At 60.6% G+C, this 15,875-nt stretch carries 13 protein-coding genes; 7 read left to right on the top strand and 6 right to left on the bottom strand.

The window, feature by feature from the left end; translation table 11 throughout:
- The 4 genes from yjfF to ytfQ all read right to left on the bottom strand — a co-directional run bounded on the left by yjfF (position 1) and on the right by ytfQ (position 4,677).
- On the bottom strand, positions 1 to 987 hold the full coding sequence (yjfF, locus tag ACQKKX_RS05030; protein WP_427569370.1) for a galactofuranose ABC transporter, permease protein YjfF: 987 nt from the start codon (positions 985 to 987) through the stop codon (positions 1 to 3).
- Positions 984 to 2,048, bottom strand: coding sequence for an ABC transporter permease (locus ACQKKX_RS05025; RefSeq protein ID WP_427569369.1), 1,065 nt, complete (start codon positions 2,046 to 2,048; stop codon positions 984 to 986). The genes yjfF and ACQKKX_RS05025 overlap by 4 nt, the downstream gene beginning before the upstream one ends.
- Positions 2,045 to 3,598, bottom strand: a complete 1,554-nt coding sequence (locus ACQKKX_RS05020; RefSeq protein ID WP_427569368.1) for a sugar ABC transporter ATP-binding protein — start codon at positions 3,596 to 3,598, stop codon at positions 2,045 to 2,047. Before ACQKKX_RS05020 ends, ACQKKX_RS05025 begins: the two co-directional genes overlap by 4 nt.
- 119 nt (positions 3,599 to 3,717) lie before the next feature.
- Positions 3,718 to 4,677: a galactofuranose ABC transporter, galactofuranose-binding protein YtfQ gene (gene ytfQ, locus ACQKKX_RS05015; protein ID WP_427569366.1), complete on the bottom strand. Its 960-nt coding sequence runs from the start codon at positions 4,675 to 4,677 to the stop codon at positions 3,718 to 3,720.
- Between the two features lie 326 nt (positions 4,678 to 5,003).
- On the opposite strand from ytfQ, the gene araD1 reads away from it, so the two are divergent.
- From araD1 to mmsB, 6 genes are all read left to right on the top strand, one after another.
- Positions 5,004 to 5,996: an AraD1 family protein gene (gene araD1 / locus ACQKKX_RS05010; RefSeq protein WP_427569365.1), complete on the top strand. Its 993-nt coding sequence runs from the start codon at positions 5,004 to 5,006 to the stop codon at positions 5,994 to 5,996.
- 12 nt (positions 5,997 to 6,008) lie between these two features.
- The gene (locus tag ACQKKX_RS05005) at positions 6,009 to 6,935 is read left to right on the top strand and encodes a Gfo/Idh/MocA family protein (RefSeq protein WP_427569364.1); all 927 of its coding nucleotides are present in this window, start codon (positions 6,009 to 6,011) and stop codon (positions 6,933 to 6,935) included.
- 45 nt (positions 6,936 to 6,980) lie between these two features.
- A complete protein-coding gene (locus ACQKKX_RS05000; protein ID WP_427569363.1) occupies positions 6,981 to 8,825 on the top strand; it encodes an IlvD/Edd family dehydratase in 1,845 nt (614 codons plus the stop codon).
- A gap of 170 nt (positions 8,826 to 8,995) precedes the next feature.
- On the top strand, positions 8,996 to 10,051 hold the full coding sequence (chvE, locus tag ACQKKX_RS04995) for a multiple monosaccharide ABC transporter substrate-binding protein (RefSeq protein WP_427570086.1): 1,056 nt from the start codon (positions 8,996 to 8,998) through the stop codon (positions 10,049 to 10,051).
- Between the two features lie 56 nt (positions 10,052 to 10,107).
- Entirely contained in the window at positions 10,108 to 11,670 is a 1,563-nt protein-coding gene (mmsA, locus tag ACQKKX_RS04990) for a multiple monosaccharide ABC transporter ATP-binding protein (RefSeq protein WP_427569362.1), read from the top strand.
- Between the two features lie 3 nt (positions 11,671 to 11,673).
- Positions 11,674 to 12,864 carry a multiple monosaccharide ABC transporter permease gene (gene mmsB / locus ACQKKX_RS04985; protein ID WP_427569361.1) on the top strand — a complete coding sequence of 397 codons (1,191 nt, stop codon included), beginning with the start codon at positions 11,674 to 11,676 and terminating at the stop codon, positions 12,862 to 12,864.
- 106 nt (positions 12,865 to 12,970) lie between these two features.
- On the opposite strand, the gene ACQKKX_RS04980 is transcribed toward mmsB, so the two are convergent.
- Positions 12,971 to 14,527 carry a sensor histidine kinase gene (locus ACQKKX_RS04980; protein ID WP_427569360.1) on the bottom strand — a complete coding sequence of 519 codons (1,557 nt, stop codon included), beginning with the start codon at positions 14,525 to 14,527 and terminating at the stop codon, positions 12,971 to 12,973.
- A 207-nt stretch (positions 14,528 to 14,734) separates the two neighbouring features.
- Positions 14,735 to 15,619, bottom strand: a complete 885-nt coding sequence (purU, locus tag ACQKKX_RS04975) for a formyltetrahydrofolate deformylase (protein ID WP_427569359.1) — start codon at positions 15,617 to 15,619, stop codon at positions 14,735 to 14,737.
- Between purU and ACQKKX_RS04970 the strand changes: the two genes are divergently transcribed.
- Positions 15,618 to 15,875: hypothetical protein (locus ACQKKX_RS04970; RefSeq protein ID WP_427569358.1), on the top strand; the 258-nt coding region annotated here is incomplete at its 3' end. The genes purU and ACQKKX_RS04970 overlap by 2 nt on opposite strands.

The raw sequence follows: 15,875 nt of genomic DNA, 5'->3' as shown, positions 1-15,875 counted from the left end.
TCATGCCCCCTTCAGGCGCGCGATGTCGATGCGCCTGCTTGAATACCAGATGATGCCGCGCTGCAACACGATGAAGACGAAGAGCAGTATCCCGATGACGATTTTGGTCCACCAGGAGGACAGGGTTCCGTCGAAGACGATGTAGGTCTGGATCAGGCCCTGGATGAGAATGCCGACGAACGTGCCGGCGATCAGGCCGGTGCCGCCGGTCAAAAGCGTGCCCCCGATGACGACGGCTGCAATGGCATCGAGTTCCACGCCGACCGTGGCCAGCGAATAACCGGAGGAGGTGTAGAGCGTATAGGCTATTCCCGCGAGGCCGGAGAGAAAGCCCGACGTCGCGTAAATGCCGATCGTGGTCCGCCCGACGGGTACGCCCATCAGTTCGGCCGATTGCGGATTGCCACCCAGAGCATAGACATTGGCGCCAAAGCGGGTACGGGAGGCGACGATGCCGCCAACCACGAACACGGCGATCATCAGCATCGACATGGCCGTCAGCCGGCCGCCGCCGGGAAAGCGGAAGTAGAAGGCTTGGATCGTGTCGAGGAACGGATGCGAGATCGGTACTGACTGGGTCGAGATCAGATAGGCCGCGCCGCGGGCGAGAAACATGCCGGCCAACGTCACCACGAAAGGCGGGATTTGCAGGCTGCGGATCATTGCGCCCATAGCGCTGCCGAAGGCGGTGGAGATGACCAGGACCAGCGCGAAAGCCGTGACCGGATGTAGTCCGTAGGACCCGACCGTCACGGCAACGAAGACGCTGGTGAAGGCGATTACGGACCCAATGGAAAGATCGATACCGCCCGACAGAATGACGAAGGTCATGCCAACGGCGGCAATGCCGAGAAAGGCGTTGTCGACGAGGAGATTGCCGATCACCCTGGTCGACAGCATCGCTGGAAACTGCAGCGTGCAGAGCGCGTAGGCGATGACGAAAATGGCAAGCGTGGTGACGAAAGGAAGGTTGCGGCTATGGATCATCGTGCGCTTCCCCTTATGGTCACGTCATTGACGTCGCCAGGTTTGGTCGGCGTGGCGATCTGCCGCCGTCTGCGCCAGAAGCGCAGAAAGGACGTCAGCGTCAAAAGCGCCGGCGATTGCAGGGTGAGCACGATGACGATGATGACGGCCTTGATGATGAGGTTGAATTCCGGCGGGAAGCCTGACACCAGAATGCCGGTATTGATAGACTGGATGATGAGTGCGCCCAGGAGCGAGGCGGTGATGGAAAAACGCCCTCCGTTCAGCGAGGTGCCGCCGATGACGACGGCGAGGATGGCGTCGAGCTCCAGCCACAGGCCGGCATTGTTGGCGTCAGCGCCGCGGATATCGGCGGTGACGATGAGGCCGGCGACGGATGCCATCAGCCCCGAAATAGCGTAGACGAAAAAGATCAGGAAACGCGCCCGCACGCCGGCAAGGGTGGCGGCACGGCGGTTGATACCGGTCGCCTCGATCAGGAAACCGAGCGCCGAGCGCCGCACCAGAAGACCGACAATCAGTGCCATCGTCACCCAGATCAGGATGGGCAGCGGCACCCCGGCAAATGAACCGGAACCGAGGGCTGCAAATGTGTCGTTGGTGAACGTGAGGATGGCGCCCTCGGTGATCAACTGGGCAATGCCGCGCCCGGCCACCATCAGGATCAGCGTGGCGATGATCGGCTGGATATCCAGAAGCGCCACCAGCATGCCGTTCCACAGACCGCAGGTCAGGCCGACACCGAGCGAAACGAGTACGACGACCGGCAGGCTGTAGCCTTGGGTCACCAGACTGGCGGCCACCGCGCCGCAGATGGCGATGACCGCGCCGATGGAAAGATCGATGCCGCGGGTGGCGATGACAAGCGTCATGCCGATGGTCAGAAGCGCCACCGGAGCCGCCCGCACGAGCACGTCGACCAGGCTGCCGTAGATCCGGCCATTGGCAACGGAGAGATTGAGAAAGCCAGGAGCGACAGCCGTGATCATGGAAATAATAACGGCAAGTGCGATCAACTGCGGCGTGAGGCGACGCAAGCGGCGGGCGAGGGCTTGCATCATGCGGCCTCCGTTCGGGTGGGAGCGGCGATGGCGTGCATGATATTGTCGGCTGTGACCTGCGAACCCGATAGTTCCGCAATGTGTCTGCGGTCGGACAGGACGACGACTCGGTGCGCGATCGCCGTCAGTTCCTCCAGTTCGGAAGAGATGACGACAAGCGACATGCCCTCGGTGCAAAGCTGCTCGATCATCCGCAAAATTTCCGCATGGGCGCCGATATCGATGCCGCGGGTCGGCTCGTCGAGGATGAGCAGGCGTGGATTGGTGGCAAGCCAGCGGGCAAGAATGGCCTTCTGCTGGTTGCCGCCGGAGAGAAATTTTATGGGCCGGTCGGGATCGGCGGGGCGGATATCGAGCTGGCGAACGAATTCGTTCGCCAGTTCCCTCCGTTGCCGCGAAGAAATCGGTTTCGCCCAGCCCTGCCGCGCCTGAAGCGCTAGCGCGATGTTTTCGGCCACAGAAAAATCGCCGATAATGCCATCCGTCTTGCGCTCTTCTGGACAGAAGCCGAAACCGTTGGCGATCGCTGCTTCCGGAGAAGTCAGGACAATGTCGCGGCCATCCACCGTCGCGCTGCCGCTGTCGGCGCGGTCGATGCCGAACAGAAGGAAGGCGGTCTCGCTGCGGCCGGATCCAAGCAGGCCGGCCACGCCCACCACTTCGCCGGGGCGGATGGCAAGATCGAATGGGGACACGCTGCCACGCTTGCCGTAATCGGTAAAGCGGATCGCGGCATCGCCCGCCGGCATGACGCCTTCGCTTGCCTGATGATCACGCGTCACCTGCTGCAATTCGCGGCCGAGCATCATCGAGATCAGGTCCATGCGCGGCAGGCCGTCAATGTCGCGGCTACCGACCAGCTTGCCGTTGCGCAGCACGGTGACGCGATCCGCCACCGCATAGACCTGATTGAGAAAGTGCGTGATGAGAACGATGCCGAGCCCGTCGGCCTTCAGTTTGCGCAGGACGGAAAACAGCACTTCGACTTCCTGCGCATCGAGGCTGGCGGTCGGCTCATCGAGCACCAGAACCTTGCCCGAAAGGTCGACGGCACGGGCAATGGCGATGATCTGGCGGATGGCGACGGAATAGGTGGAGAGCAGCGCGTCGACATCGATGTCAAGACCATAGCGGGAAAGGAGGGCGCGCGCGCGGCGGCGCATTTCGCGCCGGTCGATCAGGCCGAAACGGCGCGGCTGGCGGCCGAGAAACAGGTTTTCCGCGACCGTCAGATTTTCCAGAAGATTGACTTCCTGATAGACGGTGCCGATGCCGAGCGCCTGCGCCTCGCCGACGTTAGCGGGCGAAACCTCTTCGCCATCCAGCTGCATCGTGCCGGCGTCGCGTGAATAGACGCCGGTAAGGATCTTGATCAGCGTCGATTTGCCGGCGCCGTTTTCCCCCAGGAGCGCGTGGATTTCTCCTTGCCGCAGGGAAAAGTCGACGCTGTCGAGCGCGACAATGCCGAGAAAGCTCTTGGTGATCGAACGTGCTGCCAGCACCGTATCGGCCTGCGGACCGACGTGCTGAATGGTCTTTGGATCTGTCATGCTCACCTGTCCGCATGGTTCATCGGCGGCGGCGCGCAAAAAACGCGCCGCCCATGCTGCGTCAGTGATGCGGGCACCAGTCAGGATGCCCGCCTTGGGTCACGCCTCAAGGGGAGGGATCAGTAACCAAGCCCCTTCTTGGACTCGTACACCTTCATCGGGTCGTCCTTCTGGGTGTAGAGCTTCGATTCGGTCTGGATCCACTTTTCGGGCTCCTTCTTGTCCTTCAGATACGCTTCCAGCGCTTCGAAGGCGGGGCCCGCCATGTTCGGCGTCAGTTCCACGGTGGCGTTGGCTTCACCCTTCGCCATCGCCTGGAAAATATCCGGCACGGCGTCGATCGAAACGATCTTGATGTCGGTGCCGGGCTTCAGCCCCGCTTCCTTGATTGCCTGGATGGCACCGACAGCCATGTCGTCGTTATGGGCATATACGGCACAGATATCCTTGCCGCCGCCTTCAGCCTTGATGAAGCTTTCCATGACTTCCTTGCCCTTGGTGCGGGTGAAGTCACCGGTCTGCGAACGGACGATCTTGATGTTGGAAGCCGCCTTGATGGCTTCTTCAAAACCCTTCTTGCGGTTGATGGCCGGCGAGGAGCCCGTCGTGCCCTGCAGCTCCACGACCTTGCAGTCCTTGGAGCCGACGTCCTTGACCAGCCAGTCACCGGCAACCTTGCCTTCATGAACCTGATCGGAGGTGACGGCCGTGAGATAGAGATCCTTCGGCGATTCGATCTCGCGGTCGAGCAGGATCACCGGAATGTTCTCCTCCTTGGCTTCCTTCAACACCGCGTCCCAGCCCGTGGCGACAACCGGTGCGATCAGGATCGCATCGACGCCCTGCGCGATAAAGCCGCGGATCGCCTTGATCTGGTTTTCCTGCTTCTGCTGCGCGTCGGCAAATTTCAACGTCACGCCGCGCTTTTCGGCCTCCTGCTTGGTGACGGTCGTCTCGGCGGCGCGCCAGCCGGATTCAGATCCGATCTGCGAAAAGCCGACGGTCAGGGCCTGTGCGGAAACGCTGGATGCAAAGGATAGTGTGAAAGCGACGCCAAGCGCCGCGAATGCTCTTCTCATCTTAAATCCTCCCAGAGATGAAATTAGCAAGTGCAATACTAACTGAGCATATAGTCATACTTTTGCAAGCGGAATTTCACCATGCATTGCCTCATTTTGAGCGATGGGAGCAGAAAGGCCGCCATAACAGGCAAAATCTGCCCGAAATATGAGCGATGCCGTCAGCAATTTGCGTGTTTATTGCGCCGACCGAATGCTTGACAATCCAAGCCCGCTTCCAATAGTCATATTTATCAGCAGCCGCGTCGTTATGGCGCAGGCGGCGGTGAATGTCGGCCCTGAGGAGGCGCCGGCGGGAGTGAAACACCTACAGGGTGATGTGTTTGATGCTGCGAATTCTTCAGGTTGCGGATGTGTCCGGTACGGTGCGGGTCGTCGCGTGGGATGGCGAGGGGCAGGCCCGGGTCGTCAACGGCGTAAAGTCCACCTACGAACTGGCGCAGCAGGCCATCGATGCCGGCCAGGGACTGGCGGACTATATACGCCATATCGGATCCGGCGATGCCGTCGATCTTGAAGAGGCCGCCGCGCAAAACCGCATCCTGCTGCCCATCACCCATCCCGATCCGGCCCATTTCATCGTCGCCGGCACCGGTCTTACCCATCTTGGCTCCGCCGATGGCCGCGACAAGATGCACAAGGCTGCGCAGTCTGCCGAACAGCCGACCGATTCCATGCGCATGTTCCTGATGGGCGTTGAAGGCGGCAAGCCAGCGGCAGGTGAGACGGGTGTCCAGCCGGAATGGTTCTACAAGGGAGACGGATCGCAGCTGCGTGCCACCGGCGAGGATCTGCAATCGCCGGCTTTTGCGCTCGATGGCGGTGAAGAGCCGGAGCTGGCCGGCATCTACCTGATCGGCAAGGACGGCGCGCCGTATCGTGTAGGCTTCTGTCTTGCCAACGAGTTTTCCGACCACGTCACCGAAAAGGGCAACTATCTCTGGCTCGCGCATTCGAAACTGCGTCAGGCCGCACTCGGGCCGGAACTGCTGGTCGGTGACCTTCCGGAGCACGTCGAAGGCACGTCGCGGGTGCGGCGCGGGGACGCGGTGATTTTCGAAAAGCCGTTCCTGTCCGGCGAAGCGAACATGTCGCACACCATCGCCAATCTCGAGCACCACAATTTCAAATACGACATCTTCCGCCGTCCGGGCGATCTGCACGTCCATTTCTTCGGCACGGCGACGCTCTCCTTCTCGGAAGGGGTCAAGACGGAACCGGGCGACGTGTTCGAAATCTCGGCGGCGCCGTTCAAGCTTCCGCTCGTCAACCGCCTGACCGTCGCCGAGGCGACGCCGGTCGAGATGCGCAAGCTTTAGGGAAAGACTTCAATGAGCACTCTTCGTCTCGGCATTGTCGGGCTTGGCAAGATCGCCAGGGATCAGCATCTCGGCGCGATCGAGGCCACCGACGGGATCGAGCTGGTCGCTGTCGCCAGCCGCAACGCTGCACTTGAGGGTGTGCACTGTTTCCACGATATAGAGGACATGCTGGCATCGGGTGTCGAACTCGATGCAATCTCGCTGTGCACGCCGCCGCAGGGCCGTTTTGCGCAGGCCAAGGCCGCCATAGAGGCCGGCAAGCATGTCATGCTGGAAAAGCCACCGGGTGCGACGCTTTCGGAAGTCTATGCGCTTGAGCGTATGGCGCGTGAAAAGGGCGTCAGCCTTTATGCGACCTGGCATTCGCGTGCAGCCGCCGCCGTCGAACCGGTTCGTAACATGCTGGCGAAACGCACGATCCGCTCCGTCTCTGTCGAATGGAAGGAAGACGTGCGCCACTGGCATCCGGGTCAGGCCTGGATCTGGGAGCCCGGCGGTCTCGGTGTCTTCGATCCGGGCATCAATGCGCTCTCCATCGTTACCCGTATCATGCCCGAGAGTTTTCACCTGACGGCGTCCGATCTGTCTTTCCCGGCCAACCGGGCTGCACCGATTGCCGCCAGCCTGACATTCGAAACTGCCGGTGGCGTACCCGTCGCCGCCGAGTTCGACTGGCGCCAGACCGGCCCGCAGACCTGGGACATCCGTATCGAGACCGATGAGGGTTCGATCGTCATGACCCATGGCGGCAGCCGTTTGATCGTCGATGACGTTGCGCAGATCGTCGAGGACGATCGTGAATATCGCCGTCTTTACGAGCGTTTCGTCGAGATTATTCCGGCCCGCGTGGTCGATGCCGATCTTTCGCCGCTCGTCCATGTCGCCGACGCCTTCATGCTTGGCCGACGCAACACCGTCGAAGCATTCGAGGACTGATATGACCGTGCAGTCCTTTCCCTCCATTCATTCGAGAACAGCGTCATGAGCAATTCTGAAAACGCACCCTCCAACGAGATTGCCGAAACCGACCGCAGGCGCGGCGAGGTGCGCAAGCTGCGGTCGCGCGCCTGGTTCGACAATCCCGACAATGTCGACATGACGGCGCTCTATCTCGAACGCTACATGAACTTCGGTCTCAGTCAGGCCGAGCTGCAGTCGGACCGTCCGATCATCGGCATCGCCCAGACCGGCTCGGACCTGTCGCCCTGCAACCGCCACCATCTGGAACTGGCCAATCGCCTGCGGGAAGGCATCCGTGAAGCCGGCGGCATCGCCATCGAATTCCCGGTCCACCCGATCCAAGAAACCGGCAAGCGCCCGACCGCCGGTCTCGACCGTAACCTTGCCTATCTCGGCCTCGTCGAAGTGCTTTACGGTTATCCGCTCGATGGCGTCGTGCTGACCATCGGCTGCGACAAGACCACACCAGCCTGTCTGATGGCTGCCGCCACCGTCAACATTCCGGCCATCGCGCTTTCCGTCGGTCCGATGTTGAACGGCTGGTTCCGCGGCGAGCGTACAGGTTCGGGCACCATTGTCTGGAAGGCTCGCGAACTGCTGGCCAAGGGCGAGATCGATTATGCCGGCTTCGTCAAGCTGGTCGCCTCGTCGGCGCCGTCCACCGGCTACTGCAACACGATGGGGACGGCGACGACCATGAACTCGCTTGCCGAAGCGCTCGGCATGCAGCTGCCTGGTTCGGCGGCCATTCCGGCGCCGTATCGCGATCGTCAGGAAGTCTCCTACCTTACCGGTCTGCGCATCGTCGAAATGGTCAAGGAAGATCTGAAACCTTCCGACATCATGACCAAGGAAGCCTTCATCAACGCCATCCGCGTCAATTCGGCGATCGGCGGCTCCACCAATGCGCCGATCCATCTGAACGGTCTTGCCCGCCATATCGGCGTGGAACTGACCGTCGATGACTGGCAGAAATATGGTGAGGAAGTGCCGCTGCTCGTCAACCTGCAGCCGGCCGGCGAGTATCTTGGCGAAGACTATTATCATGCCGGTGGCGTTCCCGCCGTCGTCAATCAGCTTATGACCCAGGGTCTCATCCATGAGGATGCGATGACGGTCAACGGCAAGACGATCGGCGAAAACTGTCGCGGCGCGATCATCGAGGACGACAAGGTCATTCGTCCGTTCGACCAGCCGCTCAAGGAGCATGCCGGATTCCGCGTGCTGCGCGGCAACCTGTTCGACTCGGCGATCATGAAGAAGAGCGTGATCTCGCCGGAATTCCGCGAGCGCTATCTTTCGAACCCGCAGGACCCGGAGGCTTTCGAAGGCCGCGCGGTCGTATTCGACGGACCGGAGGATTATCATCACCGCATCGACGATCCGTCGCTTGAAATCGATGCCCATACGGTGCTCTTCATGCGTGGCGCAGGCCCGATCGGCTATCCGGGCGCGGCTGAAGTCGTCAACATGCGTGCCCCCGACTACCTCTTGAAACAGGGCGTCACCTCGCTGCCCTGCATCGGTGACGGCCGCCAGTCAGGCACGTCGGGCAGCCCATCCATCCTCAACGCCTCGCCGGAAGCGGCTGCCGGTGGCGGCCTTGCCATCCTGCGCACCGGCGACAAGGTGCGCATCGACGTTGGTCGCGGCACCGCCGATATCCTGATTTCGCAGGAGGAACTGGAAGCCCGGCACAAGGCGCTCGCAGACGCCGGCGGCTATCAGTATCCGAAGCATCAGACGCCCTGGCAGGAAATCCAGCGCGGCATTGTCGGGCAGATGGAATCTGGAGCCGTTCTCGAACCGGCGGTCAAATACCAGCGCATCGCGCAGACGGCCGGCCTGCCGCGCGACAACCACTGACACCCCCTAGAATTCGGGAGTGGCCCGAGGGGGTCCGATAGGCGAAGTTGAAGAGATCTGCGGCGCAATAACGCCGCAGGGTTTGAAAGACGACGGCGGTCGCAGGACTGCGGTCAAGAGGAACGAGCGGCTCGTTGGGAGCACGCTTTTTTGGGAGAGTAGTCATGACTATGTTCAAATACCTGTCGACGGTGGCGATCGCCGCTGCGGTTGCCTTCGCGGCACCGGCCTTTGCCGCCGACAAGGGTCTCGTCGGCGTTGCCATGCCGACGAAATCGTCCGCCCGCTGGATCGCCGACGGCGACAACATGGTGAAGGTGCTGCAGGAACGCGGTTACCAGACCGATCTGCAGTATGCCGAGGACGATATTCCCAACCAGCTGTCGCAGATCGAAAACATGGTCACCAAGGGCGCCAAGGTGCTTGTGGTCGCCTCTATCGATGGCACGACACTGTCCGACGTTCTTGCCCAGGCCCACGATCAGGGCATCAAGGTCATCGCCTACGACCGCCTGATCCGCGACACGCCGAATGTCGATTATTACGCCACGTTCGATAACTTCCAGGTTGGCGTTCTTCAGGCCACCACGCTGGTCAAGGCGCTCAAAGCCGACACCGAAGCCGGCCCGTTCAACATCGAACTGTTCGGCGGTTCGCCGGACGACAACAATGCCTACTTCTTCTATGACGGCGCCATGAGCGTCCTGCAGCCGCTGATCGACAAGGGCACGCTCGTCGTCGGTTCCGGCCAGGTCGGCATGGACAAGGTGGCTACCCTGCGTTGGGACCCGGCAACCGCACAGGCCCGTATGGACGCCATCCTGTCCTCGACCTATTCCGACAAGAAGCTGAACGCGGTTCTGTCGCCTTATGACGGTATCTCGATCGGCATTCTGTCGTCGCTGAAGGGCGTTGGTTACGGTTCGGGTGACATGCCGATGCCGTTCGTTTCCGGCCAGGATGCCGAAGTGCCGTCCGTCAAGTCCATCATCGCCGGCGAGCAGTATTCGACCATCTTCAAGGACACGCGCGACCTCGCCAAGGTCACCGTCGACATGGTCGATGCCGTCATGAGCGGCAAGGAGCCTGAGGTCAACGACACCAAGACCTACAATAACGGCAACAAGGTCGTTCCGTCCTACCTCCTGAAGCCGGTTGCCATCGACAAGACCAATGTCGATGTCCTGGTCAAGAGCGGTTATTACACCGAAGCGCAGATCAAGTAATTCGCTAAGGCCGCGCGGCGTTTTCGCCGCGCGGCTCCTTTATATGGGGAGTTTTCATGCTTGATCCCGTCCAGTCCCTGGCGGAAAAGCCGCCTATTCTTGAAATGCGCGGCATTTCGAAAAGTTTTGGCGCCGTGAAGGCGCTTTCGGATGTCAGTTTTGCCGTCCGGGAAGGCGAAATCCACGCTCTCGTCGGCGAAAACGGCGCCGGCAAGTCGACCCTGATGAAAGTCCTGTCGGGCGTCTATCCGCATGGTTCCTACGAAGGCTCGATCCTGTTCGGCGGCGAGGAACGTCATTTTCGCGATATCAACGACAGCGAAAAGCTCGGCATTATCATCATCCATCAGGAGCTTGCGCTCATCCCGCTGATGTCGATCGCGGAAAACATTTTCCTCGCCAATGCGCCCTCCAAATTCGGCGTCATCGACCGCGACGCACGATATGCGCGCACCCGCGAACTGCTGGCCAAGGTCGGTCTCGCCCACGAAGCGCCCGAAACGCTGATCACCAATCTCGGCGTCGGCAAGCAGCAGCTGGTGGAAATCGCCAAGGCGCTGTCCAAGGATGTGCGCCTGCTGATCCTCGACGAGCCGACCGCATCGCTGAATGAAACAGACAGCGCCGCACTTCTGGAACTCCTGAAGGAATTCCGCCGCAACGGCATCACCTCGATCATGATCAGCCACAAGCTGAACGAGATCACCGAGGTTGCGGACCGTATCACCGTCCTGCGCGACGGGCGCACCGTCGGCACGCTTGATTGTCACGAAGGCGCCGTCGATGAAGATGAGATCGTGCGCCGAATGGTCGATCGCGATCTCGAAAGCCGTTACCCAGCCCGCACGCCGAATATCGGTGAGGTGATCTTCGAGGTGGAAAACTGGTCGGTCTACCATCCGCAACATTCCAGCCGGCAAATGGTCAAGAACGTCTCGATGACGGCGCGCGCGGGCGAAGTGGTCGGCATTTCCGGACTGATGGGTGCCGGCCGAACCGAATTCGCCATGAGCGTCTTCGGCCGCGCCTATGGCCGCGACATCAGCGGCACGGTCAAGGTCCACGGCAAGCCGGTCGATACGTCAGACGTCCACAAGGCGATCAAGGCAGGCCTCGCCTATGTCACGGAAGACCGCAAGCAGCTGGGCCTTATTCTGGCGGAAGACATCCGCAAGAACGTGTCCCTTGCGCATCTGGGCGGCGTGTCGAAAACCGGCGTTATCGACGACATCAGGGAAATGAAGGTTGCGCAGGAATTTCGCGCGCGCATGCGCATCCGCAGCCATAACGTCTACCAGGAAACCGGAAAACTGTCAGGCGGCAACCAGCAGAAGGTGGTGCTGTCGAAATGGCTGTTCACCGGTCCGGATGTGCTGATCCTCGACGAACCGACGCGCGGCATCGATGTCGGCGCGAAATACGAAATCTATTCCATCATCAACGAACTTGCGGCTGCCGGTAAGGCCGTCGTCGTGATCTCGTCCGAAATGCCCGAACTGATTGGCATCTGCGACCGGATCATGGTGATGCACGAGGGAGAATTCGTCGGCGAAGTGGCCGGCGAAGAAGCAACGCAGGAAAATATCATGCGCGCCATCATGCGCCGCAGGGAGAAATAAACCATGAGCACTCCACAGGAAGCAGCGGTCGCGCCCAAGGCGGGAACCGGTTTCTGGAAGGAAAACCTTCGCGATTACGGCATGCTGATCTCGCTGGTCGTGATCGTCATCTTCTTCCAGTTCGCCACCGACGGCATTCTCTTGAGGCCGCTCAACGTCACCAATATCGTCCTGCAGAATTCCTATATCGTCATCATGGCGCTCGGCATGCTGATGGTCATCGTGACCGGTCATATCGACTTGTCAGTCGGCTCGGTTGCGGGCTTCATCGGCGGGCTTGCCGGTCTGCTCATGGTGCGCTGGGGTGTCGATATCTGGCTGGCTATCATAGCCTGCCTGCTGGTCGGCGCCGTCATCGGCGGAATCCAGGGCTATTTCGTCGCCTACTTCAAGATCCCGTCCTTCATCGTCACGCTGGCGGGCATGCTCGTCTTCCGCGGCTTCATGATCGCCATCCTCGGCAGCCAGGCGATTGGCCCGTTCCCGCCCATCTTCCAGAAACTGTCCTCCGGTTACGTGCTTGAACTGATCTCGTCCGATGGCGGCATCTACATCACGTCCTTCCTCATCGGCATCGTGCTGGCCTGCCTGCTCGTGTGGCAGAATTTTCGCAACCGTTCACGCCGGCTGATGCACCAGGTCGAGAGCGAGCCTTTCGGCTTCTTCGTCGCCAAGAACATCATCGTCTTTGCCGCCGTCGGCTATGTCGCCTATCTGATCTCCTCGCATCGCGGCCTGCCCAACGTGTTGATCATCATGGCGGTGCTGATCGTCGCCTATGGCTTCTTTACCAATCGGACCATCCTCGGCCGGCAGATCTACGCCGTCGGCGGCAACGCGCGCGCAGCCGAACTATCGGGCATCAAGACCACCCGTCTGGTGTTCTGGACCTTCGTCAACATGGGCGTTCTGGCAGCCCTTGCCGGTCTCGTCGTCGCTGCCCGTTTGAACAGCGCCACGCCGAAAGCCGGCACGGGCTTCGAACTCGACGTCATTGCGGCCTGCTTCATCGGCGGCGCCTCTGCCTATGGCGGCGTCGGCAAGGTCACGGGTGCCGTCATCGGCGCCTTCCTGATGGGCGTGATGAACAACGGCATGTCGATCCTCGGCATCGGCATCGACTATCAGCAGGTCATCAAAGGGCTGGTTCTTCTCGGCGCCGTCTGCGTCGACGTCTACAATCAGCGACGCTGATCCGAATTGGCGCATATCTCGCTTGAGCACCAAGCGGGATTTGCGGTAACGACACGTGTATCAGTGAGCCTGAAGCCCGTTGATCCCTCGGGATCGGCTCTCGGCTTCAGGCCATCAAGGACAGCGGCGCCGTCATCTCGAAGACGGCGCCGTTTTCGTTTCTAAGGCTGTGGCGGCCCTGCAATTGCTTGACGAAACTGCCGATCAGTTTGCTGCCCATGCCGACGCGCCGTTCGGCCTCGCTGCCAAGACCCGGACCGTCGTCGCAAATGCGCAGGCACAGCTGGTCGGGTTGTTTCTCCAGAGAAACGGTCAACGTGCCGCGGGCGCGTTCCGTGAACGCATATTTGAACGCGTTGGAAACCACCTCGTTGATGATCATGCCGAGCGGCAACGCCTGTTCACGATCGACCGTCACCGACTGGAGAGCCAGGTCTAGCGTGACAGGCATGTCGTAGGCGGCGGCAAGATCGCGAATGATCTTTTCGGCATAGGGCGCCACATCCACCCGTTCGAACTGGTCCTTCTGGTAAATCTGCTCGTGCACGGCAATCATCGCACCGACGCGCCGTGTCATGTCGTTGCGCGCTTCGGGCGGCAGCGGTTGCAGGCGCACCAGCGCCAGCACGGCCTGCAGATTGTTCTTCACCCGGTGATGGATCTCGCGCAGCAGGAAGCGATTGCGCTCCAATGCCTGTTCCAATTCCTCGTTGCGCGCGGCATAGCGGTAGAGCAGCCGGGTGATCCAGATGGAGGCCAGCACCAGAACCACAACCAGAGGCACGGCAAAAAGGGCGTCGGACCAGACGCTGTTCCAGAACTGGTCCAGCACTTCCTGTCGTTCGATGGCGGTGAGCGCGATCAGCGGCCAGCCACGGACTTTCCAGAAACCGACGATGCGGGCGTAACCATCGATCGGCGACACCGCGCTGTGATAGACACCGGACTGTGCGCCGCGCGTCATGGGGTACCATTCGGTGGTGCTCAGATCGATGGCCTCGGCGGAAACGGGACGCCTTGCCACCAGCCAGCCGTCATCACGCACGGCAGAAACGGTGGAGTGCTCGCCAAGCCCCATCGACGCCCAGAAACGATCCATCGTCTCATTGGGTATGGCGATGGTGGCGACGCCGACGAACGCTCCGTTGCGGGTAATCCGGCGCCCGATCATGAAGGATGGCTTGGCCGTGCGCTCGTCCTCGAACAGCCGCGAGACGGTCATCGGTTCGCCCTTGCGCAGGCGTTCGAAATAGCCGCGGCCGCCATGGTTGAGCGGTGCGCGCCCCTGGGCGCTCGAGAGACGTTGCAGACCGTTTGCGTCAAATACGGAATATTCGAAGCCGGAGGGCAGATCGCCGACCGCTTCGGCGATGTTGGCGGGCGAATTCTGCGGGGAATCGATCGGTTCGTCGCCGAGCGCAGAATCGATGCGGCGCAGCGCCTGATTGCTGGCCTCCATCATCCATTCCACATGGGCGGCCACCACATGCGCAGACGACATCGCCCGAGCCTCACCCGCGGCGAGCGAACTCTTGTAGTTCTCGACAAGAATGAGCCCCGTCACGGCTGCGACAGCCACCAGAAAAATGCCAGTCAGCCACAAAGGCAGCGTCGGCATGGCGCGAAACGAACGCGGCGATGCGGGCTTTGTTTCTTTAGACACGACCGCTTGTCCCCTTCTGGTCCGTCAGTCGTATCACGCCGATGCGGGAGCGAAAACGCCATTCCATTGAATGCTTAACCAAAATTTAACCGAGGGAATCAGAAGGCCATGCAATTTAGAATTGCATGGCCTCTTTTGATCCTTAGCTAATTTCGGCTGGCTTTTCGAGCCTTTTCCAAGGCATGATCACATTTTGGCTGCGAGCGTTCAACCCATGCGCTCGGAGGCGTAACTGCCCGGGCTCGGTGCAAATACGATCGTGCGATTGCCGTTGATGAACACGCGGTGATGGATATGTGCATGGATGGCACGTGCCAGAACCTGCGCCTCCACGTCGCGGCCCAGCGATACATAATCTTCCGGGCTTTGCGCATGCGTGACGCGCACCGTGTCCTGCTCGATGATCGGACCCTCATCAAGATCGGCGGTCACGTAATGCGCCGTTGCGCCGATCAGCTTCACGCCGCGTTGATAGGCCTGCTTGTAAGGATTGGCTCCCTTGAAACTCGGCAGGAAGGAATGGTGGATATTGATGATCCGTCCCGACATTTTCTGGCACAGCGCATCGGACAGAACCTGCATGTAGCGAGCCAGGACCACCAGTTCGGTGCCGGAGTTCTCGACGATCTCCATCAGCTGCGCCTCGGCTTGCGGTTTGTTCTCCTTCGTAACCTTGATGTGGTGGAAGGGGATGTCGTGATTGACCACCAGTTTCTGGTAATCGAAATGGTTGGAGACCACGCCAACGATATCGATCGGCAATGCACCGATCCTCGAGCGATAAAGCAGGTCGTTCAGGCAGTGGCCGAAGCGGGACACCATCAGCAGAACCTTCATGCGTTCGGCGGCATCGAAGATTTCTGCCTGCATCGCGAATTTTTCCGCAACCGGAGCAAAGCCGGCCAGCAGCGCCTCGCGATCGATGCCTTCCTCCGAGATAAAACTGATGCGCATGAAAAAGCGGGCGGCATCAATATCGTCGAACTGGGATGAGTCGATGATATTGCAGCCCTTTTGCGCCAGATAACCGGAAATTGCCGCAACGATGCCGCGGCTGGTGGGGCAGGACACGGTCAGGACATAGCTGCTCATGGTCGATTCCTCGTTCGGCGAGCGCATGGCGAAGATGCACTCGATAGAGTGGATGGCGGCGGACCATATCGATGGCCTCACCGTAGGGGCAACGGATTTCTGCAACTCACCCGACGATTTCGGCGATCGACACCGCCCCACGGCCTTTAGCGACAACTATCGGCCGAGGCTGTGTGAAAACACCAGCGCATCCCATGGTATTTCGTCATCGAGCTTGGTCTGGCGGGATTGGTTAGATTTTGCGCCTATCGGATGC

Source organism: Neorhizobium sp. NPDC001467, from assembly GCF_050275975.1.
Taxonomy (GTDB): domain Bacteria; phylum Pseudomonadota; class Alphaproteobacteria; order Rhizobiales; family Rhizobiaceae; genus Neorhizobium.
The sequence above is the reverse complement of the archived record's forward strand: the minus strand, read 5'-3'. Positions and strand labels throughout refer to the sequence as shown.

What these genes read in the sequence shown, in the direction of transcription:
- yjfF (WP_427569370.1), bottom strand. Translation starts at nt 987, where the DNA reads ATGATCCATAGCCGCAACCTTCCTTTCGTCACCACGCTTGCCATTTTC.
- ACQKKX_RS05025 (WP_427569369.1), bottom strand. Translation starts at nt 2,048, where the DNA reads ATGATGCAAGCCCTCGCCCGCCGCTTGCGTCGCCTCACGCCGCAGTTG.
- ACQKKX_RS05020 (WP_427569368.1), bottom strand. Translation starts at nt 3,598, where the DNA reads ATGACAGATCCAAAGACCATTCAGCACGTCGGTCCGCAGGCCGATACG.
- ytfQ (WP_427569366.1), bottom strand. Translation starts at nt 4,677, where the DNA reads ATGAGAAGAGCATTCGCGGCGCTTGGCGTCGCTTTCACACTATCCTTT.
- araD1 (WP_427569365.1), top strand. Translation starts at nt 5,004, where the DNA reads ATGCTGCGAATTCTTCAGGTTGCGGATGTGTCCGGTACGGTGCGGGTC.
- ACQKKX_RS05005 (WP_427569364.1), top strand. Translation starts at nt 6,009, where the DNA reads ATGAGCACTCTTCGTCTCGGCATTGTCGGGCTTGGCAAGATCGCCAGG.
- ACQKKX_RS05000 (WP_427569363.1), top strand. Translation starts at nt 6,981, where the DNA reads ATGAGCAATTCTGAAAACGCACCCTCCAACGAGATTGCCGAAACCGAC.
- chvE (WP_427570086.1), top strand. Translation starts at nt 8,996, where the DNA reads ATGTTCAAATACCTGTCGACGGTGGCGATCGCCGCTGCGGTTGCCTTC.
- mmsA (WP_427569362.1), top strand. Translation starts at nt 10,108, where the DNA reads ATGCTTGATCCCGTCCAGTCCCTGGCGGAAAAGCCGCCTATTCTTGAA.
- mmsB (WP_427569361.1), top strand. Translation starts at nt 11,674, where the DNA reads ATGAGCACTCCACAGGAAGCAGCGGTCGCGCCCAAGGCGGGAACCGGT.
- purU (WP_427569359.1), bottom strand. Translation starts at nt 15,619, where the DNA reads ATGAGCAGCTATGTCCTGACCGTGTCCTGCCCCACCAGCCGCGGCATC.